The organism is Haloarchaeobius salinus (genome assembly GCF_024464185.1).
GTDB classification, from domain to species: Archaea; Halobacteriota; Halobacteria; order Halobacteriales; family Natrialbaceae; genus Haloarchaeobius; species Haloarchaeobius salinus.
The window spans coordinates 335,702-361,023 of sequence record NZ_JANHAU010000001.1 but is presented as its reverse complement, the minus strand read 5'-3'; the positions used below and the strand labels follow the sequence as shown (position 1 = coordinate 361,023).

The window sequence follows — 25,322 nt, the reverse complement described above, 5'->3', positions numbered from 1 at the left end:
ACTACAGTCCGAAGACGCGCCGGAGCTCGCTCCGGATCTCCGCTCGGTAGCGGCCCATCACCGCGTCGAACTTCTCCTCGTCGACGACGACCCCGGTGAGCCGGTCGTGGGGGTCGTCGGGCAGCTCGACCGTGAACCCGTCGTCCTCGTCGTAGAACGGCTCGGACTCGTTGAGCACCTGCTGGTCGATGCCGTGGACGAGCGTCGAGTCGAACTCCTCGTTCATCGTCTCGAACGCGTTCTTGTAGGCTCGCTGGAGCTGCGGGAAGTAGTCGACGTACTTCTCGTCCTCGAAGCGCTCGGGGTCGAACTCGGTCATGTGTGGACGAAGGGACAGGGCGGTCAAAAGTGAGGCGTTTCCGAGGTCCGGTTGTCGGCCGTGCCCGGGACGCCACCGTCAGCGCCGGTTCCGCTCGACGACCGAGAGCGACTCGTCGACGACCAGCTCGAGTTCGTCGCCGGCCAGCTCGACCGTCAGCGAGAGGCGGAGGGGCTCCTCGGACGGCAGTGCGACCGAGCGGTCGGTCGCGGCGAAGGGTATCTCCCACGACGGGGCCGTGACGACGTCGAGTCCTCGCTCGAGACAGAACGAGACGACCGCCGGGTCGTAGAGCAGCGCCTCCCCGAGCGAGAGGTAGAACTGGTCGCCACAGTTCTCGCAGAGGCGGTAGATCCTCACGACCGCCGTCTCGTCGTCGTCGAACGGCAGCCCGGGTGCCCGGTGGAGCTCGGTCCCGACCGCTGCACTGCAGGTCGGGCAGTCGCCGTTCGCGAACGCGAATCGTTTCTGCAGGCAGTGGCCGACGAACCGCTCGACTGCGTCGTCAGTGTCGGCGGCCAACACCGCTGGCGGCACTCCCAGTATCTCGTACAGGTGCTCGCAGTCCCCGCACGCGACCGTGGCGACCGCGTCCTCGAACGTCGCCTTGAGCGTCCCATCACAGTAGTAGCAGTCGACGTGGAGGTCGTGGGTCGACGTCGGCCCGGCCCTGTCGAACGTGCCGGCCCGGAGCGCCTGATAGACGAGACGGCCCTCCACGCGCATCCGGTAGCCGTCCGGGGTCTTCTCGACGAACGTCCCGAGCAGGCGCTGCAGATGATAGTTGAACTGGCTACTCGGGATGTCGAGGTCGGTCCGCGCGCGCAGCTCCGAGAACGAAACCGTCGGTCGGACCCCTGCCTCGACGCGGGCGTCACCGAGCGTCTCGACGATCGCGGCGCGCTGTTCGTTCCCGAGCAGCTCGAACGGGTCTATCTCACCCGACGTTCGCCTCTCGTCTTCCATGGGTCTGGACGAGGCGTCCCTCTCACCCGGGAGCCTTCGTACGTGCGACGACTGTCCTGCCGGAGCGACAAAAATCATACCCACAGCCGTGGCGGTTCCCGATTCGCCACCCGGGGCCACCGAACACGTCGTCGCTCGCGGCCGGCGGCACCTGAGACGCCCGACGCGATTTTGTATAGTGGTATTCGATTCACTGCCCGTGGGCCGGTGAGCAGCCGACGGATACAGAGACCCCGCCTCAGGCAGCGAGCTGGCTGAAATCGAGGTTTCAGCTTGGACTCACGTTATAGGTGTCGCGAAGAAAGGGACGACCATGTCCCCGCGACGTAGACGCTCGTTCCTCGCGCTGGCGACGGCGACGGCCGCCTCGCTGGCCGGCTGTAGCACCGGCTCGAACCCGGGCAACCCGGAGACCGAACCGCCGACCAACCTACCGACGACGGCCCCGCCGGGTGGCCTCGTCGACGACTGGCAGTTCGACCCGGCCGACATCGGCCAGGGCGACAGTGGTAGCAGCTCGGGCGGTTCCGGCGGAAGCACGAACGTCAGCTACACCGTACAGGCCGACTCGGCCAACGCCGGCTCCATCGGCCTCGCCGCTGGCGGCGCGAAGGACGTCAACAACTTCCGGCAGAACGTCGAGGAGGGCTTCCTCCCGTTGCCGAGCGACATGCCCTACGAGGGGCTGTTCTACGACTACTACTTCGACACGGGAAGCGCGGGAGAGTGCGACTCGCTGTTCTGTCCCCGCTACGCGCCCGCCGTCTCGGCCGACCCGCTGTCGGGCGAGACGGAACGGTACCTCTCCGTCGGCCTGAACTCCGGGCTCGACGCCGACGACTTCGAGCGGAAACGGCTCAACTTCGTCGTCGTCCTCGACGTCTCCGGCTCGATGGGTTCGCCGTTCGACGAGTACCACTACGACCAGGACGACCGCGCGGAGACTGACGACGCACGCCCGAAGATCGAGGTCGCACGGGACGCACTCGCCTCGCTGACCGAGCAGCTCCGCCCCGGCGACCGCTTCGGGGTCGTCCTCTACAACGACCAGGCGACGGTGGCGAAACCGCTGAACCCCGTCGAGACGACCGATATGGAGGCGATCCGCGGCCACATCGAGGCGGACATCGAGGCCGGCGGGGGCACGGACCTCTCGGCCGGGCTGGACGAGGCGAGCAGCCAGTTCGACGCGGTCGCGGACGCCGACCCGGCCGTCTACGAGAACCGCATGGTCGTGCTCACGGATGCGATGCCGAACCTCGGCGACACCAGCGAGGGCGGTCTCCGCGGCCGACTCGCCGACGAGGCCGAGCGCGACGTCCACGCGACGTTCGTCGGCGTCGGCGTCGACTTCAACACCGAGATAATCGACGCCATCACGAGCGTCCGCGGCGCGAACCACTACTCGGTCCACTCGGCGAGCGAGTTCGAGGAGCGTCTCACCGACGGGTTCCAGTACATGGTCACCCCGCTCGTCTTCGACCTCTCGCTGGAACTCGACGCCGAGGGATACGAGATAGAGACGGTGTACGGCTCCTCCGCGGCCGATGAGGCCACCGGCGAGGTCATGCACGTCAACACGCTGTTCGCCTCGGACCGCGAGGGCGGGGAGACCAAGGGCGGCGTCGTACTTGCGAAGCTCCGCAAAACGGGCGATGACGGCTCGTTCCAGCTCCGTGCGAGCTGGGAGAACCGGTCGGGCGAGACGAGCGAGACGACCGCGGCCGTCGACTTCCCCGACGGCGGCCCGGAGCAGTTCGCGAACACGGGCGTCCGCAAGGCCGTCCTGCTGACCCGCTACGCCGACCTCTGTCGGAACTGGGCGGTCGCCATGCGCGAGGACGACGGCGAACCACCCGGGGACGGTATCGACCCCGTCGACTACGACGACCTCGGTCGCTGGGAGCGCCAGTCGACCGAGCTGACCGTCTCGCCCGAGTACGCCGACCGCTTCGCGTCGTTCGCCGAGTACTTCGAGGACGAGATGGCCGAGATCGGCGACGAGGGCCTCTCACGGGAGCTCTCGGTGCTCGAACGGCTGGCCGACGCGTCGGTGACGACGCGCCGACTCGACCGGCCGGGTCGGGTGTGATACACCGGCGTACATCGAATTTGGGCACTGTACCAGCTATTTTCGGTCGCTTCAGGCGTTCTTCCAGTGGCGAGAACGCCCGCAGCACCACGCATCATAAATCGCATACAGCGATATAGAACTGTCCGTGGTCGGCGACCCACCGACTGCGAGAACGGGGCCGTTCGTGCGGAAGGCCGACCGAATGCGGCCGAACCGGGCTCAGGAACCGGGCTGATGGCGACCGTTGTCGCCGGACGGCTGCCGCCGGAGCCACGCCAGCAGTCGTGCCCGCCGCCAGAACAGGAGCCCGCCGATGGCTGCGGCCGCGAGCAGTAGCGACACCGACTCGTAGAGCTGTCCCTCGGCGACCCCTGCACCGGAGAGCACGAGCACGAGGTAGCCCGGAAGCCGGCCGACCGTGGCCACGATCAGTACCTTCCTGATGTCGAGGTCGGAGACACCGGCGACGAGACAGACCACGTCGTCTGGGAAGCCGGGTAACAGGAACACCACGAACACGCCCGCCAACCCGTACTCGCCGAGGTAGACGTCGAACCGGTCGAGTGCCTCGGGTGCGACGAACCGCTCGACGACGGGCCGCCCGTACCGCCGTGCGAGGACGAGCGCGACGAACGTGCCGGCGACTGCGCCGGTCATGCTGTAGACCAACCCCCAGAACGGGCCGAACAGGTAGCCGGCGGCGAACGAGAGCACGTGGCTCGGGATGGGTGCGACGACGACCTGCGCCGCCTGCATGAGGACGAACGCCAGCGGCGCGAACGGCCCGAAGGCGGTGACGGCCTCGCGGAGGGCGGCGGGCTCCTCGAACAGCCAGAGGAGCTGGCTCGTGAGCAGTCCACCGACGACGAGCAAGAGCACGAGGATGGCCAGGCCGACAGCGACCTGCCGGGGGTCGGTGTCCTCGGCGAGGAAGCGCGTGTGTGTCACGGTCGGTGTGTCGCACCCGAGGGGTTTCTAGCTTGCCTCCAGCCGGCGGTCGAGCCAGCCGGCGAGCTGTTCGCCCCAGCGACGCAACCGGGTCGTCGCGAACACCGTCACCGTCACTGCGCCGAGGAGGTTGAACAGCAGGTCGAACATGGTGTCGCCGAGACCGTAGAGGACGAGGACCGGCTCCTGGCCGAGCAGGATGGCGGCCTCGCGCGCGAGGAACTCCGCGACCTCCCAGAGCACACCCATCGCGAGTACGAAGGTGAGGACGAACAGGCCGGTGAACGGTGGCGGGAGGTGGATGTCATCGCGGTGGACGTCGACGGCCCAGACGACGGTGTAGGCGACGACCGCGACGATGGTCGCGGAGAACGTGTGGGTCAGGTGGTCCCACCACCAGATGCGGTCGTACAGCCCGACCATCCCGATTGAGTGCAGGAAGACAGCGACACTGACGACGAGCGTGAACCGCGGGTCGAGCAGGAGGTCCCGGTCGCGCGCGAGCATCGCGGGGACCAGCGTCACGCCGAAGCCGGCCAGCGCGTTCACCACGACGCTGACGTTGCGCGCGAGAACGCCGAAGGCGAAGATACCGAGGAGACCGACCTGGAGGGCACGATTCAGCAGCCGAAGGCGGTCCATACCGGTCGGTAACCGTGGCAGCGTGAAAAACCCACCCACTGACCTCGCACAGGGGACAGATTAGTAAGGCCCCATCTCGTACGGGGGCGTGATGATGGCCATGACCCACGCGCTGGCGGGGCTCGTCCTCGCCGCGCTCGCGGTCGGAGTCGGTGGGGATCCGGTGACAGTCGCAGCCGCCGGACTCGCCGGGAGCCTGTTCCCCGACCTCGACATCTACGCCGGCCACCGGAAGAGCCTGCACTACCCGGTGTACGGCTGGGTCCCGGCAGGGCTCGCCGTCGCGCTCGCCGCCGCGGTACCGTCGAGCACGACCGTCGCGCTTGCGACGTTCCTCGTCGCCGTGGCGCTGCATCCGGTAATGGACATCTACGGCGGCGGCCTCGAGCTCCGTCCGTGGGAGGGGCGGTCCGAGCGCGCCGTCTACAGCCACTACCACGGCCGCTGGCTCGCCCCGAAGCGCCTCGTTCCCTACGACGGTTCGCCCCGCGACCTCGGGACGGCCGTCGTGCTGGCGGTCCCGACGATGACGCTCCCCGAACCTGTCCCCGCGTTCGCACTCGCGCTGCTGACGGTCGGCGCGGTGTACGTCGCGCTCCGGAAGCGGCTCGCGGTGGTGTGGAGCACACTCGCCCGGGCACTACCCGAGCCGGTCGCACAGCACGTGCCGGCGCGCTTCTTCGAGTGACGCGGCGCGTCGTCGCCTCGCGGTTCAGGCGAGCTGTTCTCCCACGAGTCGGTCCGCCTCCGCGACGAACGCCTCGACCTCGCCACGGGGAATCGTCGCGCCCGCCGCGACGACGTGGCCACCGCCGTCGCCACCGACCGCCTGCGATGCCTCTCGCATCACGACCGAGAGGTCCAGACCCTTGCGCACGAGCGCGCCGCTGCCCCGTGCGGAGACCTTGACCTCGGTGTCGCTCTCGTTCGCGAACGCGAGGATGGGCTTGCGGCGGTCGATGCCGCCCGCGCCGAGGGCCATCCCGGCGACGATGCCGACGATGGTCTCGCGGATGCGGTCGTCGGCGTGGAACCACTGGACGTGCTCCTCGGTCGTCGTGCCCTCGTTCTTCACGAACTCCAGTCCCTCCGAGAGGTTCCGCCGGTGGTTGCGCAGGAGCGTCCGGGCCGCCGTCAGCGCCTCCTCACGGTCACCGAGACAGACCGCCAGCCCGACGTCGGCGCGCTCGTACCGCGCGGTGGCGTTCAGCAGCGTGGAGAACTCGCTGGCGTCCCGGAGCTCGGTTCCCTCGGGCTCGGCCGTCAACGTGTACGTCGTCCCGACGAGGTCGTCGATCCGGTCGGCCGGTACGCCGGAGGACACCGCACGTTTCACCAGCGCGCTCGCGACGGTCTGGCGCTCGTCGGCGGTGAGGTCGACCCAGCGCCGCCACTCGCCGTCGGCCCGGCAGTCGACGTCGAGCTCGTCGAGGAACGCGACCGCACCGTTGTGGTCGTTGGTCACGCCCGGGATCCGCACGTCGCTCGCGTACTCCAGCAGCTTCGGGAGCGGCCGCGTCTGCTTGCCGTACACCGCGAGGTCGGTGCCGTGCTCGACGACGCCTGCCGCGACGCCGTCGTCGACGATGGCCGCGTTCGCGCCGTGGAGCTCGCCGTCCTTGTCCTGCATGTCGCCGACCGCGCCGACGATGGCCAGCCGTGCGAGGTCGCGGTTGTCGCCGTCACCCTCGAGCGCCCGCGCCAGCACGTACGCCGCGCCCGCGCCGGAGAGCTCTGAGCCACCGTCGATGCCCTCCAGCAGGGGGTTCAGGTGGAACTCGGTGTCGGCGTCGCCGGGCTGGTGGTGGTCCGCGATGACCGGCGTGAACGCCCCGCGCTCCTCGTGGGGGACGATATCGTCGATCTGGCCGCTGCCGAAGTCGGTGAACAGCACGGTGTCGTAGTCGGTCTCGGCGATGGCCGCGATGCGCTCGGCGTCGAGCTGCTTCTCGAAGACGACCTCGTGGGGGATGTCGGCGCGTTCGAGCGCGGTCGAGGCGACGCCCGCGCTGGTGAGCCCGTCGGCGTCGATGTGCGAGGCGAGCAGCACCGCCTCGGCCGAGCGCAGGCGCTCGGCGCACGCGGCGGCGCGGTCGGCGAGTTCCGGGACGGGAGCGCTGGGGGACATTCGTCGGAGGATGGGTCGTCGTCCGGTTTAAACCGTCGGGTCGGCCGCGGGACGACCGCGCACGCCGAACCGACGGCCCCGGCGACGCCCACCGTTTACGTCCCGGCCCGCATTTCGTATCGTAGAATGAGGTTTATTTATGGGTCGCCTCGCTCGCCACCCACGACGAGCCAACGGCTCGGAGAAAGCCGACACCGTCCGAAAACAACAGTTCCGATCAGTCGTGGTACGTCGGCGCGGCCCGCTCGACGACCCCACAGGCAAGCTCGTCGAACTCCGCGTTTTCGGGAACCACGTCGACCGCGACACCCTCGTCCTCGGCTGTCTCGCGGGTCGGCTCGCCGATGACGCCGACGACCGCGTCGGCCAGACCGTCGACAGCCTCGGCGCGGACGCCACGGGCCTCGGCGGCCGCGAGGAAGTTCTCGACGGTCAGCGACGAGGTGAAACACGCGGCGTCGAGCTCGCCCGCGGCCGCCAGTTCGGCCGACTCGCCCGCGCCCTCGGGACGGACGAGCTGGTACAGCACCGTCTCGTGGACGTACGCGCCGGCCGCCTCCAGTCCGTCCAGCAGCACCTCGCTGCCGTGGTCGCTCCGGGCGACCTCGACGCGCGCACCGTCGACGCGGTCGGCGAGCGTCTCGACCAGTCCGGACGAGGTGAACTCCTCGGGGACCACGTCGACCTCGTAGCCCTCGCCGCGCAGCGCGTCGGCCGTCGCCGAACCGATGGCACAGACCGTCGTCGTACCGGGCTCCCAGCCGGTCTCGCGGGCGAGTTCGGCCCCGGTCTTGCTCGTCAGGATGGTGTAGTCGGCGTCGGTTCGGGGCGACGCGCCCGTCTCCCGCACTTCGAGCATCGGGTCCGGAACCGGCGTCGCGCCGAGGGACTCGATCAGTTCGACGGCGTCGCGCAGCCGCTCATCGTCCGGACGGAACACGGCAACGGTGGTGTCTCTCGTGGTCATGTTCGGGTCCTGAGGAACTCGACGACGCGGTCTCTCGTCCCGGCGACGTCGCCGACGACGGTGATCGCGGGCGGTTCGATTCCCGCCTCGTCGCGCACGTCGACGATGCTGTCGAGCGTCCCCGTCGCGACCTGCATGTCGGGCCAGGTGGCGCGCTCGACCAGTGCGACGGGCGTCTCCGGGTCCATGCCCGCCTCCCGGAGCGCAGCGGTGTAGTCGGGGAGCTTCCCGACGCCCATCAGGACGACGAGCGTGCCGTCCGTGGCCGCGAGCGCGTCCCAGTCGACCGCCGACTCCGCCTTCGTGGGGTCCTCGTGACCCGTGACGAAGGAGACGGAGGAGGCGTGGTCGCGGTGCGTGACGGGGATGCCGGCGACGCCCGGCCCGGCGATGGCGGAGGTGACGCCGGGGACGTACTCGAACGGGATGCCGTGTGCGGCGAGGTGTTCGGCCTCCTCGCCGCCGCGACCGAAGACGAACGGGTCGCCCCCCTTGAGCCGGACGACGGTCTTGCCAGCCTCGGCGAGTTCGACCAACCGTCTGTTGGTGTACTCCTGTGGGGTCCACTCGCCGCCCGCTCGCTTGCCGACGTCCTCGCGGCGCTCCTCGTCGATGGTGCCGAGGATCTCGGGGCCGGGGAGCTTGTCGTGGAGCACCACGTCGGCCTCATCGAGCAGTCGGCGGGCCTTCACCGTCATGAGGTCGGGGTCGCCGGGGCCGCTCCCGACGAGGTAGACGAAGCCGGTCATCGCTCGCGAGCGGCCGCGACGTGTTCGTCCGCGCCGGCATCCTGCAGGTTCTGGGCGAACTCCTTCGCCGCCGCGACGTGCGTCTCGACGGGGATGTCCCGGCGCTGCTGGACGACGTCGTCGCCGTCGGGGTGGAGCACCTGCGCGCTCGTGTGGACGTACTCGCCCTGGAGGACGGCGTGGACGCCGATGGGCGCGATGCAGCCGCCGTTCAGCCCGGCGAGGACGGTCCGCTCGACGGTGGTCTCGACGCGCGTTCGCGGGAAGTCGAGCACCTCGTGGAGCTCCTCGGCGGTCTCGTCGTCGCGTGCCGTGACGGCGAGTGCACCCTGGCCGGCGGCCGGGACGAACGTCTCGTTCGAGAGCCGCTGGTACTCGACGTGGTGGGCCAGCCCGGAGCGCTGGAGCCCGGCCTCGGCGAGGACGATGGCGTCGTAGGCCGTCTCGACCTCGCGGCCGAGCGCGCGGCGTTCGATCTCGCTTCTGTCGTCGAACCACTCCTCGACGGTCCGGTCGAACTCGGGTTCGAAGTCGTCGTCGCCGACGTTGCCCTTCCTCTCCTTCTCGGCCTCCGTCCGGCGCTCGTGTTCGGCCTGGAGCGATGGCGCGAGCACCTTCTCGACCCGCGTGTCGACGTTCCCGCGGATGGGCTCGACGGTCAGGTCGTCGCGCTCGTTCCGGAGCTGTGCCTGCCGACGCATCGAGGCGGTCCCGACGACGGCACCCGATTCGAGCTCATCGAGCGTGCTGCCGTCGGGCGTCACGAGCACGTCGCCGGCCGGGGCGCGCTCGGGGATGCCCGCGACGACGAGGTCGTCGGGCATCTCCGTCGGCATGTCCTTCATCGAGTGGACGGCGGCGTCGACGTCGCCGTCGAGCACTTTCTCGTCGAGTGATCGCACGAAAGCGCCGGTCTTGCCGAGGTCCGCGATCAGCTCGTCGCGCACCTTGTCGCCCTCGGTCTCGACCTCCACGAGCTCCACCTCGTATCGCCGCTCCGCCAGCGCGTCGCGTACCGTCGTCGCCTGCCGGATGGCGAGGTCGGAGCCTCGCGTCGCCAGCCGGATGGTCCCACGTGTTCTCATGCGAGGGAGTCGGTGACCGACGGTGAAAAGCCCACCAGTTTGCAGTCGGCGAGTGCGTCGCGGTGGGAACGGCCGATTCGACCGTCGAATCTACTGTTTTCGAACGATGTCGGCTTTCTTGGTGCCATCGAGGCAGGCGCGGGGCAGAACGGCTATAAATCCTATACTGCGATATAGAATTATGTCCGGTGGGCCACGACCGCGTAGAACGGGTCGCCGCCGAGGCCGGGCAGGACGGAGCGTCGGGGTTCCCGAACCGTCTCGACCCTGCCGAAGCCGGCAACCTCGCAGTATTTTCGCACGAGGGCAGCGCGCTCGTCCATCGACCGCTCGCGCCACGCACGAACGGCCTTCGTGTGGAACGTCCGGTTCGAGAAGGAGACGACCAGGACGCCATCCAGAGCGAGGACGCGGTGGAACTCGCGGAAGACCGCGGTCGGATACTGGAGGTACTGCACCGAGACGGCACACAGCACCGCGTCGAAGCTCGCATCGTCGAACGGGAGCTGCTGATCTTCGTTGAGGTTCTGGACGACGTACTCGTCGAGCCGTGGGTTATCGCCGAGTTCGGCCGCGTTCAGCCCGTGGCCGATGACGCGGGCGAACTCACGGTCGTCGGGGAGATGCGACACCCAGCTCGACATCGCGTCGAGCACGCGGTCGCCGTCGGCGAGGTGTTCGCGGTAGAGGTCGGTGAGCCGGTCGCGAAACCCTTCGTCGACGTGCTGGACGAACCGCGGCTGGTCGTAGAAGTCGTCGTCGGGGCCGGTGTCGAGCTTGCTGCGGTCCGCGTCGGAGAGGACCGGGTCGTCGGGCATCGTCGGTGGTTGGTGCCGGAGCGAGAAAGAGGCCGCGCCGAGCGCAGAGGAGTGGGAGCGAACCGCCTAGAGTGCGTGTTTGTACGCTTCCAGCGTCTCCTCGACGTCCTCCTCGGTGTGGCCGTAGGAGACGAACTGGGACTCGAACTGGTTCTGGCTGAGGAAGATACCCTGCTCTTTCATCTGCGGCCAGAAGACGCGCCGCCAGCGGTCGGTCTCGCCCGACGCGACGTCGCCGCCGTTCTTCGGGCAGTAGTCGTAGCGCGGGCAGGACGGTCGCTGGCGACAGCCGGCCTCGCACTGGCCGTCGAGGTCGTCCGGGCCCTCGCGGGTGAAGAGGACCTTGAACATGGAGTCGAGGCCGGCGACGGTGTACTCGGGGGCCTGGTCGGCGCAGATATCGGTGAGGCCGCGCCGGAGTTTCTCGCCGAGGGAGTTCACGTGGTCGTACACGTCGTTCTCGGCGGCGAACGTGAGGGTCTCCAGCCCGGCGGCCATCGTGACGGGGTGGCCGGAGAACGTGCCGGCCTGGAACACGTCGCCCGAGGGCGTGAAGTTCCGCATGATCTTCGCCTTGCCGCCGATGGCACCGACGGGGAAGCCACCGCCGATGATCTTCCCGAAGGTGGTGAGGTCGGGGTCGATGTCGAACTTCCCCTGGGCGCACTGGAGACCGCCCACGCGGAAGCCGGTGATGACCTCGTCGAACACCAGCAGCGAGCCGTGGTCCTCACAGAGGTCGGCGAGCGTCTCGTGGTACTCGTCGGCCGGCGTGACGATGCCGTAGTTGGCGAGCACCGGTTCGACGAGGACGCAGGCGATGTCGTCGCCGTGCTCCTCGAAGACGTTCGCCGCGGCCTCGTGGTCGTTGAACGGCACCGCGACCGTGTGCTCGGCGAAGTCGTCCGGGATGCCCGGACTGGACGGGCTGACGTGTTCGCCCTCGCCCTCGACGAGCGTGGAGTCGTTCGCGCCGTGATAGCTGCCCTGCATGACGACGACCGTGTCGCGGCCGGTGTAGGCGCGGGCGAGCCGGACCGCCGAGACGGTCGCCTCCGTGCCGGAGTTCACGAACCGTATCATCTCCACGCTCGGGACGTGCCGGGTGACGAACTCGGCGTGTTCGACCTCGATGGGCGTCGGCGCGCCGAACATCGGCCCGTTGCTCGCGTGCTTCTGGACCGCCGACTCGACGGGCTGGGGGAGGTCGTGCCCGAGCAGGAGCGGGCCGAGCCCCATCACCCAGTCGATGTACCGGTTGCCGTCGGCGTCGATGACGTGGCCGCCGTCGCCGCGCTCGACGAAGAAGGGGTACGGCTCGATGGCCGCCCGCACCGACGAGTTCACCCCACCGGGCATGACGGAGAGCGCCCGGTCGTACAGGTTCCGCGAGTTCTCCTCGTTCATATCCGGGCGTTCGGAGGGGGGCGTAAAAGGATTGTCTGACTGCCGCCTCGAGTCGGGTGTTCGGGGACGGAGTCGGTGGATCGTGTTGAGCGTTGCCACCACACAAGTGCTATTGTCGGGCCTCTCCTCGGCCGAACTGTGAGACGTCACGAGAACCTGGTCGGGTTCGTCGCACTCGCCGCCCTCTGGGGTGCGTCGTACCCGGCGATCCGCGCCGCGAAGGCCGGCGTCGATCCGCTGCTCATGGCCGCGCTCCGGTTCGACGCCATCGGCGTCGTCGTGCTGGTGTACGCGCTCGTCCGTGGACAGCCCATCGTCCCGGAGCGGGCCGACCTCCGGGCCGTGCTCGTCGGCGGCGTCGGCATCGTCGCCGTCCACAACGGCCTGCTCTTCGTCGGGCAGGCGCGGGTCACGGGTGCCATCGGGTCGGTCGTGCTCGCGACGGTACCCATCTGGAGCGTCGGCTTCGCCGCCGCGTTCCTCGACAGCGCCCGCCCCACGCCGTCCCGTGTCGCCGGCGTCTGTCTCGGTCTCGTCGGCACCGCCATCCTCGCCGTCCCCGGCCCGATGGCGGTCGACGCACCCGACCCGCTCGGCATCGCCCTCCTCTTCGCGAGCGCGGCGGCGTTCGCGCTCGCCGCCGTCGGTCTCCGCCGGGAGACGCCCGCCCTCGGCGTCGCCGCCCGGCAGGGCTGGATGATGCTCGTCGGGGGACCGCTACTCCACCTCGGGAGTCTCGTCGCCGGGGAGCCACAGACGGTCGCCCTCTCGCCACGCGTCGCCCTCGCCTTCGGCTACCTCGTCCTCGCCGCCGGTGCCGTCGGCTACCTCCTGTACTTCGGGCTGCTCGACCGGCTCGGCCCCGTCGAGATCAACCTCGTCAGCTACGTCGCCCCCGTGTTCGCGACGCTCGTCGGCTGGTACTGGCTCGGCGAGGTCGTCTCCACCAACACCGTCGCCGGCTTCCTCGTCATCTGCGTCGGCTTCGTGCTCGTGAAGCGGGAGGCGCTGCGGGCGGCCGTTGCGAGTTAGTGGATTCGTGGAACGGCTGGCCTGGTTCTGAAGTTTACAAATAATGTAAACCCTAGCGGTGGTTCTATCGAACTAATCAGGTGGCACGCGGCTGGCGAGCGTGCCGAGCGAAGCGAGGTCGCTCGCCGCGCTCGTGCGAGGGACGAGAAGCGTGGTTCGAGAGAGCAAGCTCTCTCGTCAGTGCCGGACTAGGTCCGGCAGGCAGCCAGAAATCTGCGATTTCTGGCCACATCCCGAAGATCTCCGATTTTCGGGCGACAGCGCCAGCGAGCATCGGTCACGAAACGCGTGCGTTTCGTGAGCCCACCGGAAATCGGAGATTTCCGGGGACGCAGTTGTGGTCCCGGGAGCCGAGACGACGGGGGGCTTTCGAGAGGTTTGACCCTGCCTCATTGACATACGAGGCAGAGCCTCAACACCTGTTCCCTGCCGAAAGAAACGCAAAAAATCGAACCGAGTTCAGACGGCGTCGACGCCGGTCTTGCCGGTGCGGACCTGGTACGCCTCGGACACCGGCAGGACGAAGATCTTGCCGTCGCCCTTCTCGCCGGTGTGGGCGGCGTCCGCGATGGCCTCGACGACGTCCTCGGCGGGGATGTCGGCGACGACGCACTCCACCTTCACCTTCTGGTGGAGGTCGACGACGTACTCCTCGCCGCGCCACTGGCTCTTCTTCGCGGGCTGTGAGCCGCGTCCCGACACGTCGGTCACGGTCAGCGAGGGTGCGCCGACCGTCGCCAGCGCGCGCTTCACGTCGGTGAGACGGTCGGGCCGGATGATGGCCACGACCATCTCGATGTCGCTGTCAGTCATCGCTCTCACCCCCGTCGGCCGGGGCGGTCGCATCGTCGACGCCGCCGTCGGTCTGGACGCTGCCGCCGTCCGCGCTCATCGTGCGACGGGACGCCTCGGGGCTGCTGTCGCCGACGAACTCGGGGTACGTCGAGATGCCGTGCTCGCCCGCGTCGAGGCCGGCCTCCTCCTCCGCCTCGGAGACGCGGAGGCCGACCGTCGCGTCGAGCAGCTTGCCGGTCGCCCCGGTCGCGAGCACCGTCCAGGTGCCGATGACGAGGACACCGACCACCTGCATGGCGAGCTGGTCGACGCCGAGGAACGCCCAGCTGTCGCCCAGGATTGCGGTGCCACCCTCGGACGCGGCGAACACCGGGATGAGGATGGTGCCGACCGCGCCGGCCGCACCGTGGACCGCGAAGACGCCACAGACGTCGTCGATCTGCAGCGTGTCGACGGTAAAGCGGTAGGCGGGCAGCACCAGCGCGCCGCCGATGGCACCGATGAGGAGGCCGCCCCACCAGGTGACGTGCGGGACCGCGCCCGTGACCGCCACGAGACCGGCCAGCAGACCGTTCGCCATCCAGAGCGGGTCGGGCTTGCCCTGCCAGTACGTCGAGACGGCCATCGCGGCGACCGCGCCGGCACCCATGCCGAGCGTCGTCACGAGGACGACGCGACCGAGCACCGCGCCCATGAACGTCAGCGAGCCGTCCTCGGCCACGGCGAGGACGGTCGCCTGCGTGCCGACGTTGAAGCCGTACCAGCCGAACGCCAGGATGAGCGTCCCCAGGACCGCCAGCAGCATCGAGTGCCCCGGGATGGGCTGGCTGTCGCCGTTCTCGTCGAAGCGGCCCGTGCGCGGGCCGACCATCTTGGCCGCCACGAGGCCGGCGAGGCCGCCGACCATGTGGACGACGGTCGCGCCCGCGAAGTCGAGGTAGCCGACGCCGAGGGCCTCACCGATGAAGCCGCCGGTTCCCCCGGGCGTCGGGCCCGAGAGCAGGCCGCCGGCCCAGGTGAGCCCCTGGACGGTGGGGTAGATGAGCGCCGTCAGCACGACCACGAAGCCGACGTACGCCCCGAAGTTCATACGCTCGGCGACCGCGCCGGAGACGATGGTCGCCGCCGTCATCGCGAAGACGGCCCCGAACACCCAGTTGATCCAGCCGGTCGCGCCGGGTGCGCCGATGTAGGAGAACGCGGCCATCAGGTCGAAGGCCGACCCCGACGTGAGCATCCCGACGATGCTCGCCAGGCCGGCCCCGACGACGAAGTACGTCAGGACGCCGAGCGCCCAGTCGGTCATGTTCTTCGTCAGCACGTTGCCGACGTTCTTCGCCCGGACCTGCCCGGCCTCCAGCAGCGCGAACCCGGGCTGCATGAAGAAGATGAGGAAGCAGACGACCAGCACCCACACGTAGTTGATGCTGTCCGCGATGGCCTGTGCCTCCGACTGCAGGGGGAAGAACTCTAGCATCCTCCCACCACCGAACTCGCGCAAATGTTGCCACTTTCTGCACGTTCGTCCACGTTTTCCACCAATACTGCCATACTCGTGCTCATGTAGTACGGTCACAGCTCATGAGAGAGAACAATATAATGGTTAGCGTTGACGTCCGTCCATAATATCTCGCCCTAATGTGCGTTCGTCCATCTTAATAGCAAATATAATCCATACAAGGTTGTTTATCGCGCGGTTCCGTGGGCGTTCGTGGGCCAGAACCGGACAGTCGTGGACGGCACGAACTATCACTGGAGCGACCGCTGACGGATTTCCGACGGTCAGGACGGACGCCGCGCCTACGGGAGCGAGCGCGCCACGTCCTCCGCGAAGTAGGTGAGGATCAGGTCCGCACCGGCGCGCTTGATCGAGAGCAGCGACTCGTGGGCGACCGCCTCGAGGTCGAGCCAGCCCTTCTCCGCGGCCGCGTGCAACATCGCGTACTCGCCGGAGACGTTGTAGGCGGCGACCGGGTGGTCGAACTCACGACGCACGTCCGCGACGATATCGAGGTACGGCAGCGCGGGCTTGACCATCAGCACGTCCGCGCCCTGCTCGACGTCCAGCTGGACCTCGCGCACCGCCTCGCGACGGTTCGCGGGGTCCATCTGGTAGTGTCTGCGGTCGCCGAACGACGGTGCCCCGTCCGCAGCATCGCGAAACGGGCCGTAGAACGCCGACTCGTACTTCGCCGCGTAGCTCATGATGGGCACCTCGCTGTGGCCGTCCTCGTCCAGCGACTCGCGGATGGCCCCGACCATCCCGTCCATCATACCCGAGGGCGCGACCATGTCCGCTCCCGCGCGGGCGTGCGAGACGGCGATGCGCTCCAGTGCGGGCAGCGTCGCGTCGTTGTCCACGGTCAGGCCGTCGCCCTCGCGTGCGTCCTCCGCGAGCAGCCCACAGTGGCCGTGCGCGGTGTACTCGCACATGCAGACGTCCGTGACGACGTAGGCGTCCGTCTCCGATTTGATGCGCCGGGTCGCCTCCTGGACGACGCCGTCGTCCGCCCAGGCGCGCGACCCATCGGCGTCCTTCTCGGTCGGGATGCCGAACAGCATCACCGCCTCCACGCCCGTCTCCAGTACCTCCTCGACGCGGGCGACCGCCTCGTCGACCGGCACGCGCTCGTGGCCCGGCATCGACCCGATGGGTACCCGCTCGTCGGTCGTCGCGTCGACGAACACCGGCGCGAGGAGGTCCGCCGGGGCGATGCTCGTCTCGCTGACCAGCCCGCGCACGCCGTCGCCGCGCAGCCGCCGCGGTCGGTTCGTGAGGTCCATACCCGGGCCTCTGTCGGCGAGCGTAAAAACCGCACCGTCCGCCAGCCGTCGGCCCCGGAGCCTGAGCCACACCGCCGTGGGGGCCGGCGGTCACCCGAACGTGACGAGCGAGACGACCCCGACACCGAGCATGAGGACCCCGAGCGCGAGCGCGAAGACGGCCCCACCCCAGGTCGCGACGCGGTGGGCCAGCGTCGGCTCGATGTCGAACGGCTCCCGGTCGGGGACGTTCGAGAGCGCGAGGACGAAGGTGCCCGTCGCCGCGAACGCGAGGACGCCGACCCCGAACGCCCCGGCGAGCACGAGACTCGCGACGGTCGCGAGCCCGCCGACCAGACACAGTCCGAGGCCGACTACGTAGCACCGTCTCGGTTCCATCGTCCCCCGACAGTACCGCCACCGGCGGCATGAATCCACCGTCCGTAGCGCTGGTCACCTCGTCGACCGGTCCACCCGTCGCCGTGCCGGTGCGGAAACGATTTACCCGCCCGCCGACCACACGAGAAGCAATGGGAGACGAGCGCGCGGACGGTGGCTACGAGTCGGAGAACACCACCGACGCGGACGAGAGAAGCAGGCTCCGCACCTTCGCGGAGGACTACGGCCTGCTGGTCGTCGCGGGCACGTTCTTCCTGGCCGGAATCGCGGGCATCGCGCTGTTCGTCTGGGGCGACGAGGCGCTGGCCCGGTCGCTCATCGACCGCTACGGGCTGGCCGCGCTCTTCGCCATCTTCGTGCTGGAGGGGGCGATGCTGCTCTACTTCGCGCCGAGCGAGGCGCTGGTGCCGGTGAGCATCGGCGTGCTCGCGAGCGGCGGCGCGGACCTGGGGATGGTCGTACTCGTCCTCGCCATCGCGGTCGCGGGGGCGACCGTCGGACAGACCCTCCTCTTCCTGCTCGCCCAGCGCGGCGGCCGGGAGTGGCTGCTCGAGAAGCCGTGGTTCCGCGTGAGCGAGGACCGCCTCGACCGGTTCGACGGCTGGTTCCACCGCTACGGCCGGCCGGCGGTCCCGGTGAGCAACGCGTTGCTGTTCACGCGGGGGATGCTGACGGTACCCGCCGGGGTCTCGGAGATGGACGTCCGCGAGTTCGCGGCGCTGTCCGCGCTGGGCACGCTGGTGTTCGAGTCGTGGCTCGCGGCCGCGGCGATACTGGCTGTCGAGCTGAACCTGTTCGGCCTGTTCTGAGCGTGCGATAGGGACACAGCCTCCCGGAACGGCTTAGTGACGGCCACGAGAGCCACCACGCATGCCCGGTCCCATCTTCGAGACTGGCGAACGCGTCACCCTCCGAACCACCGAGGACGAGGATGCGGAGTTCCTCGCCACACACTCGAACGACCCGCGCATCCGCAACCCGATGACGCTCGTCGGTCCGACGAACCTCGACGAGCAGCGCGAGCACATCGGCAGTGACGGCGACGGCGCGCAGTTCCTCGTCTGCGTCGAGGGCGACGACACCGGCTACGACGAGCGATTCGTCGAGGACGGCGTCGAGCCCATCGGCTTCGTGATGTTCTTCCACGTGAACGAGCGCGCCGGCAACGGCGAGGTCGCGTACTGGCTCTCCCCGGCGGCCCACGGCGAGGGCTACTCGACGGAGGCCGTCTCGCTCGTGCTCGACTACGCGTTCGGCAGCCGCCGCCTCCACCGGATGGAGGCCCGCGCACTGTCGACGAACGAGGCCTCGCGTGGCCTGCTCGAGTCGCTCGGCTTCCGCGAGGAGGGCGTCTCCCGCGACGCGAAGTTCGTCCGCGGCGAGTACGTCGACGTCCACGACTACGGACTCCTCGCCGACGAGTGGTTCGACGGCGACGACTGAGCCCGTTCCAGCAGCCCGTCCCCGTCACACCGCCTCACACCCCCGCAACCACTTTTTCACAGCCGGCAGCACGTCACCCCATGCCAGGAGCCGCCTTCCTCGCCGACGACCGCGTCACCCTCCGGACCGTCGAGCGCGACGACTGCGCGTTCATCACCGAGCACCGGAACCGCGAGCGGGTCCGCCGCCCGTTCGCCTGGCCCTACCCCGCCAACGAGGCGGAGATGACCGAGTACTTCGAGAACGTCATCTGCGACGACGACTCGGTCCACCTGCTGATCTGCGACGACGACGAGCCCGTCGGCTTCGTCTCCGTCTCGGTCGAGGACGAACGCACGCGCTGGGGCGACCTCGGCGTCTGGGTCGTCCCGGAGCAGTGGGGCGAAGGCTACGCGACGGCCGCGGCCGAGCTCGTCATCGACTACTCGTTCACGGAGCGCAACCTTCACCGCCTCCTGGCCCGCCCGCTGGCGACGAACGAGTCCTCCGCCCGGGTCTGGGAGAAGCTCGGGTTCACCCACGAGGGCACCCTCCGCGAGCAGGAGTTCGACGGCGGCGAGTACGTCGACATGCACTACTACGGCCTGCTCGAAGACGAGTGGCTCGACGGCGACGGCTGAGACCCACCCACACACCGTCGAAACGGCTTTTCCGTGGGGCACACGACGTTCGGCCATGCCAGGAGCCGCCTTCCTCTCCGGCGAGCGCGTCACCCTCCGGACCATCGAGGAGGAGGACCTCGACCTGCTCAACCGGAACATCAACGACCCCCGCGTCCGACGGCCGCTCACCAGCGCCGACCCCTCCAACAGCGAGCAGACCCGCCAGTTCTTCGAGAACGTCGTCTCCGACGACGACGGCGTGAACCTGCTCATCTGCGTCGAGGGCGACGACGGCCCCGAACCCGTCGGTGACATCGCACTGTTCAAGATCCAGCAGCGCACCCGCTGGGGCGAGATCGCCATCAGCATCGCGCCCGAGCACTGGGGCAACGGCTACGCCACCGAGGCGAGCGAACTCCTCGTCGACTACGCGTTCTCCGAGCGCAACCTCCACCGGCTCCAGGCCCGCGTCATCGAGCCCAACGACGCCTCCGCGGGCATCTGGGAGAAGCTCGGGTTCACCCTCGAGGGCACCCTCCGCGAGAACCAGTATTACGACGGCGAGTACGTCGGCACCCGGTACTACGGGCTGCTGGAGGACGAGTGGAGACAGTAGAAAACGGTATCAGTTAGCGGTCGCTACTCCGTAGTATGGCGACATCCGTCAAGGTCGATGACCGGACGAAAGACCTGCTGGAACGTCTCCAGGCGGAGATCCGACTGGAGACTGGCGAACGGGTGACACAGCAGGAACTGTTGCGCCGCATCACCGAGCACGGATTCGAGTCCCGCGACGAACTCGTCGACTCCTTCCGGGACGATTGGGACGGACTCTCGGAAGCTGAAACCGAACGGTGGCTCTCGGGAACGATATCCTCGGGGAAGGAGACAGACGAGAACGATATCGACGAAATCCTGTACGGATGAGCGTCTTCGTCGACACGGGCGTCTTTTACGCCCAGCACGACAGCGACGCGAACCGCCACGAACCCGCTGTCGACGCAATGCGGCGGCTCGCGTCCGGCGAGTTCGGTCGCATCTTCACCAGCGACTACGTCTACGACGAGTCGGTTACGCTAACGAGACAACGGTCCGGAAACCACAGCGCAGCGCGGACGCTGGGCGAGCGTATCCGTGGCACCGGTGAGTTCCCGAAACTGGTCGAGCTACTCCACGTCACCGAAGCTGAGTTCGAGGCCACGGTCGAACTGTTCGACCGGTACGAAGACCAGTCGCTGAGTTTCACGGACGCCAACACGGTTGCGGTAGTGGAGCGTCGTAATATCGACCACGTCCTCTCGTTCGACGACGATTTCGACGGTCTCGTCGAGCGACTACAGCCGAGTGAGCTGTGATTTTCGCGAGTGGACACCCGGCGTAGCACGGCTCACACAACGGTTAAGACGGATATCAGCGTCCGTATAGGTATGGTATTCGAAAAAATCACCCTCGTAGAGCTGCGTGTCGAAGACGCCCACATCGGCGGCGAAACCCCCGCCGATGGCGACGACGAGATGGACCACGGCTCGATGACGATGGAGTCCGACGAGAGCGCCCGACGCACCATCGCCGGCCGCGTCCGCCGCGTGGCCGTCCTCGGTGCGGTCGTCGGTGCCGTCGTCGCCGTCGGCGCGGTCGCCCGGCGCGTCCGTGGCCGCGGCCGAGAGGACGTCGACGAGGAGCACGAGATCGAGCTCGAGGACGACGTCGAGCTGACCGCCTGAGTCGACACGGCCATCGGCACCGCTGCAGTTCTGCAGCCTCTGCACCGTCACGGCATCCGATCCCCGCACCGCTGTCACGCCGTGTCGAGCCCGAGTTAGTTTGATACGACCCCGGCGTCTCTCACGACCCGAATGCACGGTATCGTCCCACCCGCCGTCGAGCCCGGCGACGAGGTCGCGGTGCTGGCCCCGTCGCGACGACTGCCCGCCTCGGTCGTCGACCGTGGCGTCGAGCGCCTCCGCACGTTCGACATGTCGCCGCGCCTGTACCCGAGCGTCCTCGCCGACGCGCAGCTGTCGCCCGCGGAGCGCGCCGCCGAGGTCCACGAGGCGTTCGAGTCCGACGCGAGTGCCGGCTTCGCGGTGACCGGCGGCGAGGACCAGCTGCGGCTGCTCCGCCACCTCGACCCCGACCGCCTGCGGGCGAACCCGACCCGGTTCTTCGGCATCAGCGACAACACCATCCTCCACCTCGCGCTCTCGGCCGCCGGCGTCGTCTCGTACTACGGCTGCCAGTTCGTCCCCGGCCTCGCGCTGGATACGGAACTTCCCGGATACACCGACCGGTACCTCCGTCGCGCGCTGTTCGACGAGACGCTCGGCGCGGTCGAACCAGCCGACGAGTGGACGGACGACTACTTCGACTTCGACACCGACGCGCCCCGGGAGTGGGAGCCGAACCCCGGCTGGACGTGGGCGTTCCCGTCCGACGAGCCGGTCTCGGGTCCGCTCTGGGGTGGCTGCGTGGTCGTGCTGGAGCACTTCCTGGCCGTCGACCGGTTCGTCCCCGAGCCCACCGAGGGGTTCGTCCTCGCGCTGGAGACCTCCGAGCTCCTGCCCGACCCCTACACCGTGCAGTCCGTGCTGCGCTGTCTCGGCGAACGTGGGTTCCTGGAGCGGGCCGCCGGGGTGGTGGTCGGCCGCCCGAAGACCAGACACCGGGAGGCCCGGAGCGACGCGGCGCGGCGGGAGTACCGCGAGACACAGCGCGCGGCCATCACGGAGACCTGCCGGACGTACCAGCCCGACGTGCCCATCCTGTTCGACCTCGACTTCGGCCACACCGACCCCCAGCTCCCGGTCCCCATCGGCGGGCACGTCGAGCTCGACCCGGTCGCGGCGTCGGTCGCGTTCGCCGGGGGGCGCTGACCGGGGACGCCCCGCCCGTCGAGCGGTGGCCGCGGCGTGGCCGTCAGTGCCCCCGTTTTAATAGCGCCACCCTCGAGTTCCATCCATGGACACACGACACTCGAACGGACACCGCAGCCGAGGGGAGCGATGGTAGACCCCATCTTCTCCACGGCGCGTGTCCTCGCCGCACTGTTCCTCGTCGTCCTGAACGGGTTCTACGTCGCCTCGGAGTTCGCCTTCGTCAGGGTCCGCTCCACCTCGGTCGAGCAGCTCGCCGAGGAGGGCCTGGCCGGCTCCGCGGCTCTCCAGGACGTGATGGCGAACCTCGACGACTACCTCGCCGCGACGCAACTCGGTATCACGCTCGCCTCGCTCGGCCTCGGCTGGATCGGCGAGCCCGCCGTCGCCGCGCTCATCGAACCGGTGCTGGCACCGGTGCTCCCCTCGGGAATCATCCACCTGGTGGCGTTCGCGATCGGGTTCAGCATCATCACGTTCCTCCACGTCGTCTTCGGCGAGCTCGCCCCGAAGACCATCGCCATCGCCGACGCCGAGCGCGTCTCCCTGCTGCTCGCGCCGCCGATGAAGTTCTCGTACTACCTGTTCAAGCCCGGCATCGTCGTGTTCAACGGTGCCGCCAACTACTTCACGAGCCTCCTCGGGGTGCCGCCGGCCTCGGAGACCGACGAGACGCTCGAGGAGCGCGAGATCCGTCGCGTGCTGATGCGCTCGCGGGAGGCGGGCCACGTCGAGACGGCCGAGGTCGACATGATCGAGCGCGTCTTCGACCTCGACGACACCACAGTTCGCGAGGTGATGGTGCCACGACCCGACGTGGTGAGCATCCCGGCCGACATGTCGTTGTCCGACCTCCGCGCGACCGTCCTCGACGCCGAGCACACACGCTACCCCGTCGTCGACGCGGACGACCCGGACCAGGTGGTCGGCTACGTCGACGTGAAGGACCTCCTCCGCGCCACCGAGTCCGACCTCGCGTCGGCGACGGCCGGCGACCTCGCCCGCGACGTCGTCGTCGTCCCCGAGACGACGTCCGTCAGCGACCTCCTCCTGCAGTTCCGCGAGGAGCACCGCCAGATGGCCGCCGTCATCGACGAGTGGGGCGTCCTCGAGGGCATCGCGACCGTCGAGGACGTCGTCGAGGCCATCGTCGGCGACCTGCGCGACGAGTTCGACGCCGAGATCCGCGAGCACTCCGTCCGCCCGCACGACGACGGCACCTACGACGCCGACGGCTCGGTCTCCCTCTCCGACGTCAACGAGGAACTCGGCACCGAGTTCGAGAGCGACGGGTTCGAGACGCTCGGTGGCTTCGTGCTGGAGCGCCTCGACCGCATCCCCGAGGTCGGCGACACCGTCGACGCCGGCGAGTACGTCCTCGAGGTGACCGGTGTCGACGGCGCACGCATCTCGACGGTCCGGATCCGAAGCGTGGACGCGGAAGGCGAGCGCGAGCAGGACGAGGACGCGGACGGGACGACGGACTAGACCGTCACCGGCCGGTTCTCGACCCCCGCGAACAGCACTGTTCTCCGCCGGACGCTTCTCAGGGCGTCGCCTCGAAGACCAGCGTCGTCGGGGTCTCGGCCACCCGCCGGAACTCGTCGAACCCGCCCTCGGTGACGACCTCGCGGGTCCGTTCCTCGCCCGCCTGGGCACCGAGCCCGTAGCCGACCTCCTGGCTGAGCGAGTTCGGCGTGCAGGCCACCGTCGAGATCGAGTACGCGAGGCGGCCGAACGGAGTGAGGTTGTCCGCGACGCGGTCCTCCGCGTAGGGTTCGACGATCATCCACGAGCCGTCGTCGGCGAGGGTCTCCCGGACGTGCGCCGCCACACCGACGGGGTCGCCCATGTCGTGGAAGCAGTTGAACATCGTCACGAGGTCGTAGTCGGTGCCGCCGTACTCCCTGGCCGTCGCGACCTCGAAGTCGACCCGGTCGGCGACGCCCGCAGTCTCCGCCCGTTCGCGGGCCACGGCGACTGACGATGCGTGGTAGTCGATGCCGACGACCGTCGAGTCGGGGTACGCCTCGGCCATGCGGATCGTCGGTGCGCCGTGGCCACATCCCACGTCGACGATGCGTCCGCCCGCAGTCAGCGCCTCGTCCACCCCGTCGAGCGCCTCGATCCAGTCGAGCAGGTTCGCCCCGTAGGACGGGCCGAAGAAGCGCTCGGTGCCGTGGAACACGTCCTCGTCGTGCTCGTGCCAGCCGATGCCCTCCCCCGTGCGGAACGCCTCGCGGAGGTCGGGCTCGATCTTCGCCACCGACGCGACCAGCTGGAACGCGCCCGGCATGAACACCGGGCTCTCCTCGTCGGCCAGGACGTACGCCTGCTCGGGCGAGAGCCCGTAGCGCTCCGTCCCGGGGTCGTAGGTCACGTACCCGCCGGCGGCCTGCGCGCGGAGCCACTCGAGGACGTAGCGTTCCGCGGTGTCCGTCTCCGCGGCCAACTCGGCGGCGGTGAGTGGCCCGGCCTCGTCCATCGCCGCGTAGAGCCCGAGCTCGTCGCCGATGATGGCCAGGGCGGCGTGGACCGTCGCACCGAGGTCGATGAGCGACGTCTCCACGAGTTCGTTCAGTTTCCGTTCGTCGATCGAGTCCGCCTCCGCCTGGGGCTCTGTTGCCATGGCTGTCACGAGACGGTCTGCAGGTGCTCGCTCCGGAGTTCGTCCTCCGTGTAGTCCTTCCCGTGGACGTCGTGCATGTGGTTCTTCGCCAGTTCGACCGCCTCGGATTCGTCCTCCGACTGGACGATGAACCGGCAGTCGGCCGCCGCCGCCTCACAGTCCAGCCTGTGTGCTTGTGTCATGGTGGTTCGGGTACCTCCAGTCCGGTCGATACGAGTTCGAACGGTAGGTAGCTAACTGGTGACACACCGGCGGTCGGTGACAGGGTGCCCAGGTCGTGACGACGCGCCAGCGACTGACCCGCGCGCTGGGACTGCACGACCACCCCACAGCTAGCACGCGATGGCCACATACTCATGACCAGCAAACCAGTTCGGTTCGTATGAGAATCCTCGATGCGTTCGGCTCCCTGGCCAGTGCGCTACTCGCCGGGATCGTCATGCTCGCGTTCGCTATCCTGAGTCTGTTCGTCACGGTGTTCGTCGTGGACATCGCCGCGTCGATCGCCAGGTTGGACCCAGCCGACGGCTTCGTCGTCCTCGGAGCGACGATACTCGCTGGGACTGCCATCATCGCCGGCGGTATGGGCTTCGCACGGCCCGAAGAACAGACGTAGGGGCGTCGCTATCCGAGTCCGGTACGGCCCGCTTCTGCCGCCGCGTTCTCGTTGCCATCCTCCACCC

General features: G+C 68.8%; 29 protein-coding genes. 13 read left to right on the top strand and 16 right to left on the bottom strand.

The genetic code is table 11. The annotated features are described in order from the left end of the window. Nucleotide 1 precedes the first annotated feature (1 nt). The gene (locus NO345_RS01780; RefSeq protein ID WP_256296011.1) at nucleotides 2–319 is read right to left on the bottom strand and encodes a DUF5783 family protein; all 318 of its coding nucleotides are present in this window, start codon (nucleotides 317–319) and stop codon (nucleotides 2–4) included. Nucleotides 320–397: 78 nt separating this feature from the next. Then, nucleotides 398–1,285 (bottom strand): DUF7351 domain-containing protein, encoded by an 888-nt coding sequence (locus tag NO345_RS01775; protein WP_256296010.1) that lies wholly within the window; start codon nucleotides 1,283–1,285, stop codon nucleotides 398–400. 313 nt (nucleotides 1,286–1,598) lie between these two features. Between NO345_RS01775 and NO345_RS01770 the strand changes: the two genes are divergently transcribed. Next, nucleotides 1,599–3,377, top strand: coding sequence for a vWA domain-containing protein (locus NO345_RS01770; protein ID WP_256296009.1), 1,779 nt, complete (start codon nucleotides 1,599–1,601; stop codon nucleotides 3,375–3,377). A 201-nt stretch (nucleotides 3,378–3,578) separates the two neighbouring features. On the opposite strand, the gene NO345_RS01765 is transcribed toward NO345_RS01770, so the two are convergent. Next, the gene (locus NO345_RS01765) at nucleotides 3,579–4,307 is read right to left on the bottom strand and encodes a TVP38/TMEM64 family protein (RefSeq protein WP_256296008.1); all 729 of its coding nucleotides are present in this window, start codon (nucleotides 4,305–4,307) and stop codon (nucleotides 3,579–3,581) included. 27 nt (nucleotides 4,308–4,334) lie between these two features. Beyond that, nucleotides 4,335–4,949: a DUF2238 domain-containing protein gene (locus tag NO345_RS01760; RefSeq protein ID WP_256296007.1), complete on the bottom strand. Its 615-nt coding sequence runs from the start codon at nucleotides 4,947–4,949 to the stop codon at nucleotides 4,335–4,337. 91 nt (nucleotides 4,950–5,040) lie between these two features. Between NO345_RS01760 and NO345_RS01755 the strand changes: the two genes are divergently transcribed. Further along, nucleotides 5,041–5,637, top strand: coding sequence for a metal-dependent hydrolase (locus tag NO345_RS01755; protein WP_256296006.1), 597 nt, complete (start codon nucleotides 5,041–5,043; stop codon nucleotides 5,635–5,637). 24 nt (nucleotides 5,638–5,661) lie between these two features. On the opposite strand, the gene recJ is transcribed toward NO345_RS01755, so the two are convergent. The 6 genes from recJ to hemL all read right to left on the bottom strand — a co-directional run bounded on the left by recJ (nucleotide 5,662) and on the right by hemL (nucleotide 12,103). After that, entirely contained in the window at nucleotides 5,662–7,077 is a 1,416-nt protein-coding gene (recJ, locus tag NO345_RS01750) for a RecJ family nuclease (protein ID WP_256296005.1), read from the bottom strand. A gap of 217 nt (nucleotides 7,078–7,294) precedes the next feature. Continuing rightward, complete coding sequence (locus tag NO345_RS01745) at nucleotides 7,295–8,044, bottom strand: uroporphyrinogen-III synthase (protein WP_256296004.1); 750 nt, start codon at nucleotides 8,042–8,044, stop codon at nucleotides 7,295–7,297. Next, nucleotides 8,041–8,793: a uroporphyrinogen-III C-methyltransferase gene (gene cobA / locus NO345_RS01740; protein ID WP_256296003.1), complete on the bottom strand. Its 753-nt coding sequence runs from the start codon at nucleotides 8,791–8,793 to the stop codon at nucleotides 8,041–8,043. Before cobA ends, NO345_RS01745 begins: the two co-directional genes overlap by 4 nt. Beyond that, nucleotides 8,790–9,878 carry a hydroxymethylbilane synthase gene (hemC, locus tag NO345_RS01735; protein ID WP_256296002.1) on the bottom strand — a complete coding sequence of 363 codons (1,089 nt, stop codon included), beginning with the start codon at nucleotides 9,876–9,878 and terminating at the stop codon, nucleotides 8,790–8,792. Before hemC ends, cobA begins: the two co-directional genes overlap by 4 nt. Nucleotides 9,879–10,057: 179 nt before the next feature. Further along, the gene (locus NO345_RS01730) at nucleotides 10,058–10,696 is read right to left on the bottom strand and encodes a class I SAM-dependent methyltransferase (protein ID WP_256296001.1); all 639 of its coding nucleotides are present in this window, start codon (nucleotides 10,694–10,696) and stop codon (nucleotides 10,058–10,060) included. Nucleotides 10,697–10,762: 66 nt separating this feature from the next. Beyond that, nucleotides 10,763–12,103 (bottom strand): glutamate-1-semialdehyde 2,1-aminomutase, encoded by a 1,341-nt coding sequence (hemL, locus tag NO345_RS01725; protein WP_256296000.1) that lies wholly within the window; start codon nucleotides 12,101–12,103, stop codon nucleotides 10,763–10,765. Nucleotides 12,104–12,241: 138 nt separating this feature from the next. Here hemL and NO345_RS01720 point away from each other — a divergent pair, with 138 nt between their 5' ends. Further along, nucleotides 12,242–13,135 carry a DMT family transporter gene (locus tag NO345_RS01720; RefSeq protein WP_256295999.1) on the top strand — a complete coding sequence of 298 codons (894 nt, stop codon included), beginning with the start codon at nucleotides 12,242–12,244 and terminating at the stop codon, nucleotides 13,133–13,135. 459 nt (nucleotides 13,136–13,594) lie between these two features. On the opposite strand, the gene glnK1 is transcribed toward NO345_RS01720, so the two are convergent. The 4 genes from glnK1 to NO345_RS01700 form a co-directional block, all read right to left on the bottom strand. Continuing rightward, complete coding sequence (gene glnK1, locus NO345_RS01715) at nucleotides 13,595–13,948, bottom strand: nitrogen regulatory protein GlnK1 (RefSeq protein WP_256295998.1); 354 nt, start codon at nucleotides 13,946–13,948, stop codon at nucleotides 13,595–13,597. After that, nucleotides 13,941–15,407: an ammonium transporter gene (locus NO345_RS01710; RefSeq protein WP_256295997.1), complete on the bottom strand. Its 1,467-nt coding sequence runs from the start codon at nucleotides 15,405–15,407 to the stop codon at nucleotides 13,941–13,943. Before NO345_RS01710 ends, glnK1 begins: the two co-directional genes overlap by 8 nt. A gap of 323 nt (nucleotides 15,408–15,730) precedes the next feature. After that, nucleotides 15,731–16,714, bottom strand: a complete 984-nt coding sequence (gene hemB, locus NO345_RS01705; protein WP_256295996.1) for a porphobilinogen synthase — start codon at nucleotides 16,712–16,714, stop codon at nucleotides 15,731–15,733. A 90-nt stretch (nucleotides 16,715–16,804) separates the two neighbouring features. Beyond that, entirely contained in the window at nucleotides 16,805–17,092 is a 288-nt protein-coding gene (locus NO345_RS01700) for a hypothetical protein (protein WP_256295995.1), read from the bottom strand. A 131-nt stretch (nucleotides 17,093–17,223) separates the two neighbouring features. On the opposite strand from NO345_RS01700, the gene NO345_RS01695 reads away from it, so the two are divergent. The 9 genes from NO345_RS01695 (at nucleotide 17,224) to NO345_RS01655 (ending at nucleotide 23,498) form a co-directional block, all read left to right on the top strand. Beyond that, entirely contained in the window at nucleotides 17,224–17,901 is a 678-nt protein-coding gene (locus NO345_RS01695; protein WP_256295994.1) for a DedA family protein, read from the top strand. 61 nt (nucleotides 17,902–17,962) lie between these two features. Then, nucleotides 17,963–18,535 (top strand): GNAT family N-acetyltransferase, encoded by a 573-nt coding sequence (locus NO345_RS01690; RefSeq protein WP_256295993.1) that lies wholly within the window; start codon nucleotides 17,963–17,965, stop codon nucleotides 18,533–18,535. Between the two features lie 80 nt (nucleotides 18,536–18,615). After that, nucleotides 18,616–19,155, top strand: coding sequence for a GNAT family N-acetyltransferase (locus NO345_RS01685; RefSeq protein WP_256295992.1), 540 nt, complete (start codon nucleotides 18,616–18,618; stop codon nucleotides 19,153–19,155). A gap of 55 nt (nucleotides 19,156–19,210) precedes the next feature. Continuing rightward, the gene (locus NO345_RS01680; protein WP_256295991.1) at nucleotides 19,211–19,753 is read left to right on the top strand and encodes a GNAT family N-acetyltransferase; all 543 of its coding nucleotides are present in this window, start codon (nucleotides 19,211–19,213) and stop codon (nucleotides 19,751–19,753) included. Nucleotides 19,754–19,788: 35 nt separating this feature from the next. Next, on the top strand, nucleotides 19,789–20,064 hold the full coding sequence (locus NO345_RS01675; RefSeq protein WP_256295990.1) for a hypothetical protein: 276 nt from the start codon (nucleotides 19,789–19,791) through the stop codon (nucleotides 20,062–20,064). Continuing rightward, the gene (locus NO345_RS01670; RefSeq protein WP_256295989.1) at nucleotides 20,061–20,492 is read left to right on the top strand and encodes a type II toxin-antitoxin system VapC family toxin; all 432 of its coding nucleotides are present in this window, start codon (nucleotides 20,061–20,063) and stop codon (nucleotides 20,490–20,492) included. The genes NO345_RS01675 and NO345_RS01670 overlap by 4 nt, the downstream gene beginning before the upstream one ends. A 72-nt stretch (nucleotides 20,493–20,564) precedes the next feature. Continuing rightward, on the top strand, nucleotides 20,565–20,861 hold the full coding sequence (locus NO345_RS01665) for a hypothetical protein (protein ID WP_256295988.1): 297 nt from the start codon (nucleotides 20,565–20,567) through the stop codon (nucleotides 20,859–20,861). Between the two features lie 132 nt (nucleotides 20,862–20,993). Next, a complete protein-coding gene (locus NO345_RS01660; RefSeq protein ID WP_256295987.1) occupies nucleotides 20,994–22,010 on the top strand; it encodes a S66 family peptidase in 1,017 nt (338 codons plus the stop codon). A 129-nt stretch (nucleotides 22,011–22,139) separates the two neighbouring features. After that, the gene (locus tag NO345_RS01655) at nucleotides 22,140–23,498 is read left to right on the top strand and encodes a hemolysin family protein (protein WP_256295986.1); all 1,359 of its coding nucleotides are present in this window, start codon (nucleotides 22,140–22,142) and stop codon (nucleotides 23,496–23,498) included. Nucleotides 23,499–23,556: 58 nt separating this feature from the next. On the opposite strand, the gene NO345_RS01650 is transcribed toward NO345_RS01655, so the two are convergent. Together NO345_RS01650 and NO345_RS01645 are read right to left on the bottom strand one after the other, a co-directional pair. Next, nucleotides 23,557–24,639: a class I SAM-dependent methyltransferase gene (locus NO345_RS01650; RefSeq protein WP_256295985.1), complete on the bottom strand. Its 1,083-nt coding sequence runs from the start codon at nucleotides 24,637–24,639 to the stop codon at nucleotides 23,557–23,559. A gap of 5 nt (nucleotides 24,640–24,644) precedes the next feature. Continuing rightward, complete coding sequence (locus NO345_RS01645) at nucleotides 24,645–24,821, bottom strand: DUF1059 domain-containing protein (protein ID WP_256295984.1); 177 nt, start codon at nucleotides 24,819–24,821, stop codon at nucleotides 24,645–24,647. 200 nt (nucleotides 24,822–25,021) lie between these two features. Between NO345_RS01645 and NO345_RS01640 the strand changes: the two genes are divergently transcribed. Continuing rightward, the gene (locus tag NO345_RS01640; protein WP_256295983.1) at nucleotides 25,022–25,255 is read left to right on the top strand and encodes a hypothetical protein; all 234 of its coding nucleotides are present in this window, start codon (nucleotides 25,022–25,024) and stop codon (nucleotides 25,253–25,255) included. Nucleotides 25,256–25,322 lie beyond the last annotated feature (67 nt).

What these genes read in the sequence shown, in the direction of transcription:
- NO345_RS01780 (WP_256296011.1), bottom strand. Translation starts at nt 319, where the DNA reads ATGACCGAGTTCGACCCCGAGCGCTTCGAGGACGAGAAGTACGTCGAC.
- NO345_RS01775 (WP_256296010.1), bottom strand. Translation starts at nt 1,285, where the DNA reads ATGGAAGACGAGAGGCGAACGTCGGGTGAGATAGACCCGTTCGAGCTG.
- NO345_RS01770 (WP_256296009.1), top strand. Translation starts at nt 1,599, where the DNA reads ATGTCCCCGCGACGTAGACGCTCGTTCCTCGCGCTGGCGACGGCGACG.
- NO345_RS01760 (WP_256296007.1), bottom strand. Translation starts at nt 4,949, where the DNA reads ATGGACCGCCTTCGGCTGCTGAATCGTGCCCTCCAGGTCGGTCTCCTC.
- NO345_RS01755 (WP_256296006.1), top strand. Translation starts at nt 5,041, where the DNA reads ATGATGGCCATGACCCACGCGCTGGCGGGGCTCGTCCTCGCCGCGCTC.
- recJ (WP_256296005.1), bottom strand. Translation starts at nt 7,077, where the DNA reads ATGTCCCCCAGCGCTCCCGTCCCGGAACTCGCCGACCGCGCCGCCGCG.
- NO345_RS01745 (WP_256296004.1), bottom strand. Translation starts at nt 8,044, where the DNA reads ATGACCACGAGAGACACCACCGTTGCCGTGTTCCGTCCGGACGATGAG.
- cobA (WP_256296003.1), bottom strand. Translation starts at nt 8,793, where the DNA reads ATGACCGGCTTCGTCTACCTCGTCGGGAGCGGCCCCGGCGACCCCGAC.
- hemC (WP_256296002.1), bottom strand. Translation starts at nt 9,878, where the DNA reads ATGAGAACACGTGGGACCATCCGGCTGGCGACGCGAGGCTCCGACCTC.
- NO345_RS01730 (WP_256296001.1), bottom strand. Translation starts at nt 10,696, where the DNA reads ATGCCCGACGACCCGGTCCTCTCCGACGCGGACCGCAGCAAGCTCGAC.
- hemL (WP_256296000.1), bottom strand. Translation starts at nt 12,103, where the DNA reads ATGAACGAGGAGAACTCGCGGAACCTGTACGACCGGGCGCTCTCCGTC.
- glnK1 (WP_256295998.1), bottom strand. Translation starts at nt 13,948, where the DNA reads ATGACTGACAGCGACATCGAGATGGTCGTGGCCATCATCCGGCCCGAC.
- NO345_RS01710 (WP_256295997.1), bottom strand. Translation starts at nt 15,407, where the DNA reads ATGCTAGAGTTCTTCCCCCTGCAGTCGGAGGCACAGGCCATCGCGGAC.
- hemB (WP_256295996.1), bottom strand. Translation starts at nt 16,714, where the DNA reads ATGGACCTCACGAACCGACCGCGGCGGCTGCGCGGCGACGGCGTGCGC.
- NO345_RS01700 (WP_256295995.1), bottom strand. Translation starts at nt 17,092, where the DNA reads ATGGAACCGAGACGGTGCTACGTAGTCGGCCTCGGACTGTGTCTGGTC.
- NO345_RS01695 (WP_256295994.1), top strand. Translation starts at nt 17,224, where the DNA reads ATGGGAGACGAGCGCGCGGACGGTGGCTACGAGTCGGAGAACACCACC.
- NO345_RS01690 (WP_256295993.1), top strand. Translation starts at nt 17,963, where the DNA reads ATGCCCGGTCCCATCTTCGAGACTGGCGAACGCGTCACCCTCCGAACC.
- NO345_RS01685 (WP_256295992.1), top strand. Translation starts at nt 18,616, where the DNA reads ATGCCAGGAGCCGCCTTCCTCGCCGACGACCGCGTCACCCTCCGGACC.
- NO345_RS01680 (WP_256295991.1), top strand. Translation starts at nt 19,211, where the DNA reads ATGCCAGGAGCCGCCTTCCTCTCCGGCGAGCGCGTCACCCTCCGGACC.
- NO345_RS01675 (WP_256295990.1), top strand. Translation starts at nt 19,789, where the DNA reads ATGGCGACATCCGTCAAGGTCGATGACCGGACGAAAGACCTGCTGGAA.
- NO345_RS01670 (WP_256295989.1), top strand. Translation starts at nt 20,061, where the DNA reads ATGAGCGTCTTCGTCGACACGGGCGTCTTTTACGCCCAGCACGACAGC.
- NO345_RS01665 (WP_256295988.1), top strand. Translation starts at nt 20,565, where the DNA reads ATGGTATTCGAAAAAATCACCCTCGTAGAGCTGCGTGTCGAAGACGCC.
- NO345_RS01660 (WP_256295987.1), top strand. Translation starts at nt 20,994, where the DNA reads ATGCACGGTATCGTCCCACCCGCCGTCGAGCCCGGCGACGAGGTCGCG.
- NO345_RS01655 (WP_256295986.1), top strand. Translation starts at nt 22,140, where the DNA reads ATGGTAGACCCCATCTTCTCCACGGCGCGTGTCCTCGCCGCACTGTTC.
- NO345_RS01650 (WP_256295985.1), bottom strand. Translation starts at nt 24,639, where the DNA reads ATGGCAACAGAGCCCCAGGCGGAGGCGGACTCGATCGACGAACGGAAA.
- NO345_RS01645 (WP_256295984.1), bottom strand. Translation starts at nt 24,821, where the DNA reads ATGACACAAGCACACAGGCTGGACTGTGAGGCGGCGGCGGCCGACTGC.
- NO345_RS01640 (WP_256295983.1), top strand. Translation starts at nt 25,022, where the DNA reads ATGAGAATCCTCGATGCGTTCGGCTCCCTGGCCAGTGCGCTACTCGCC.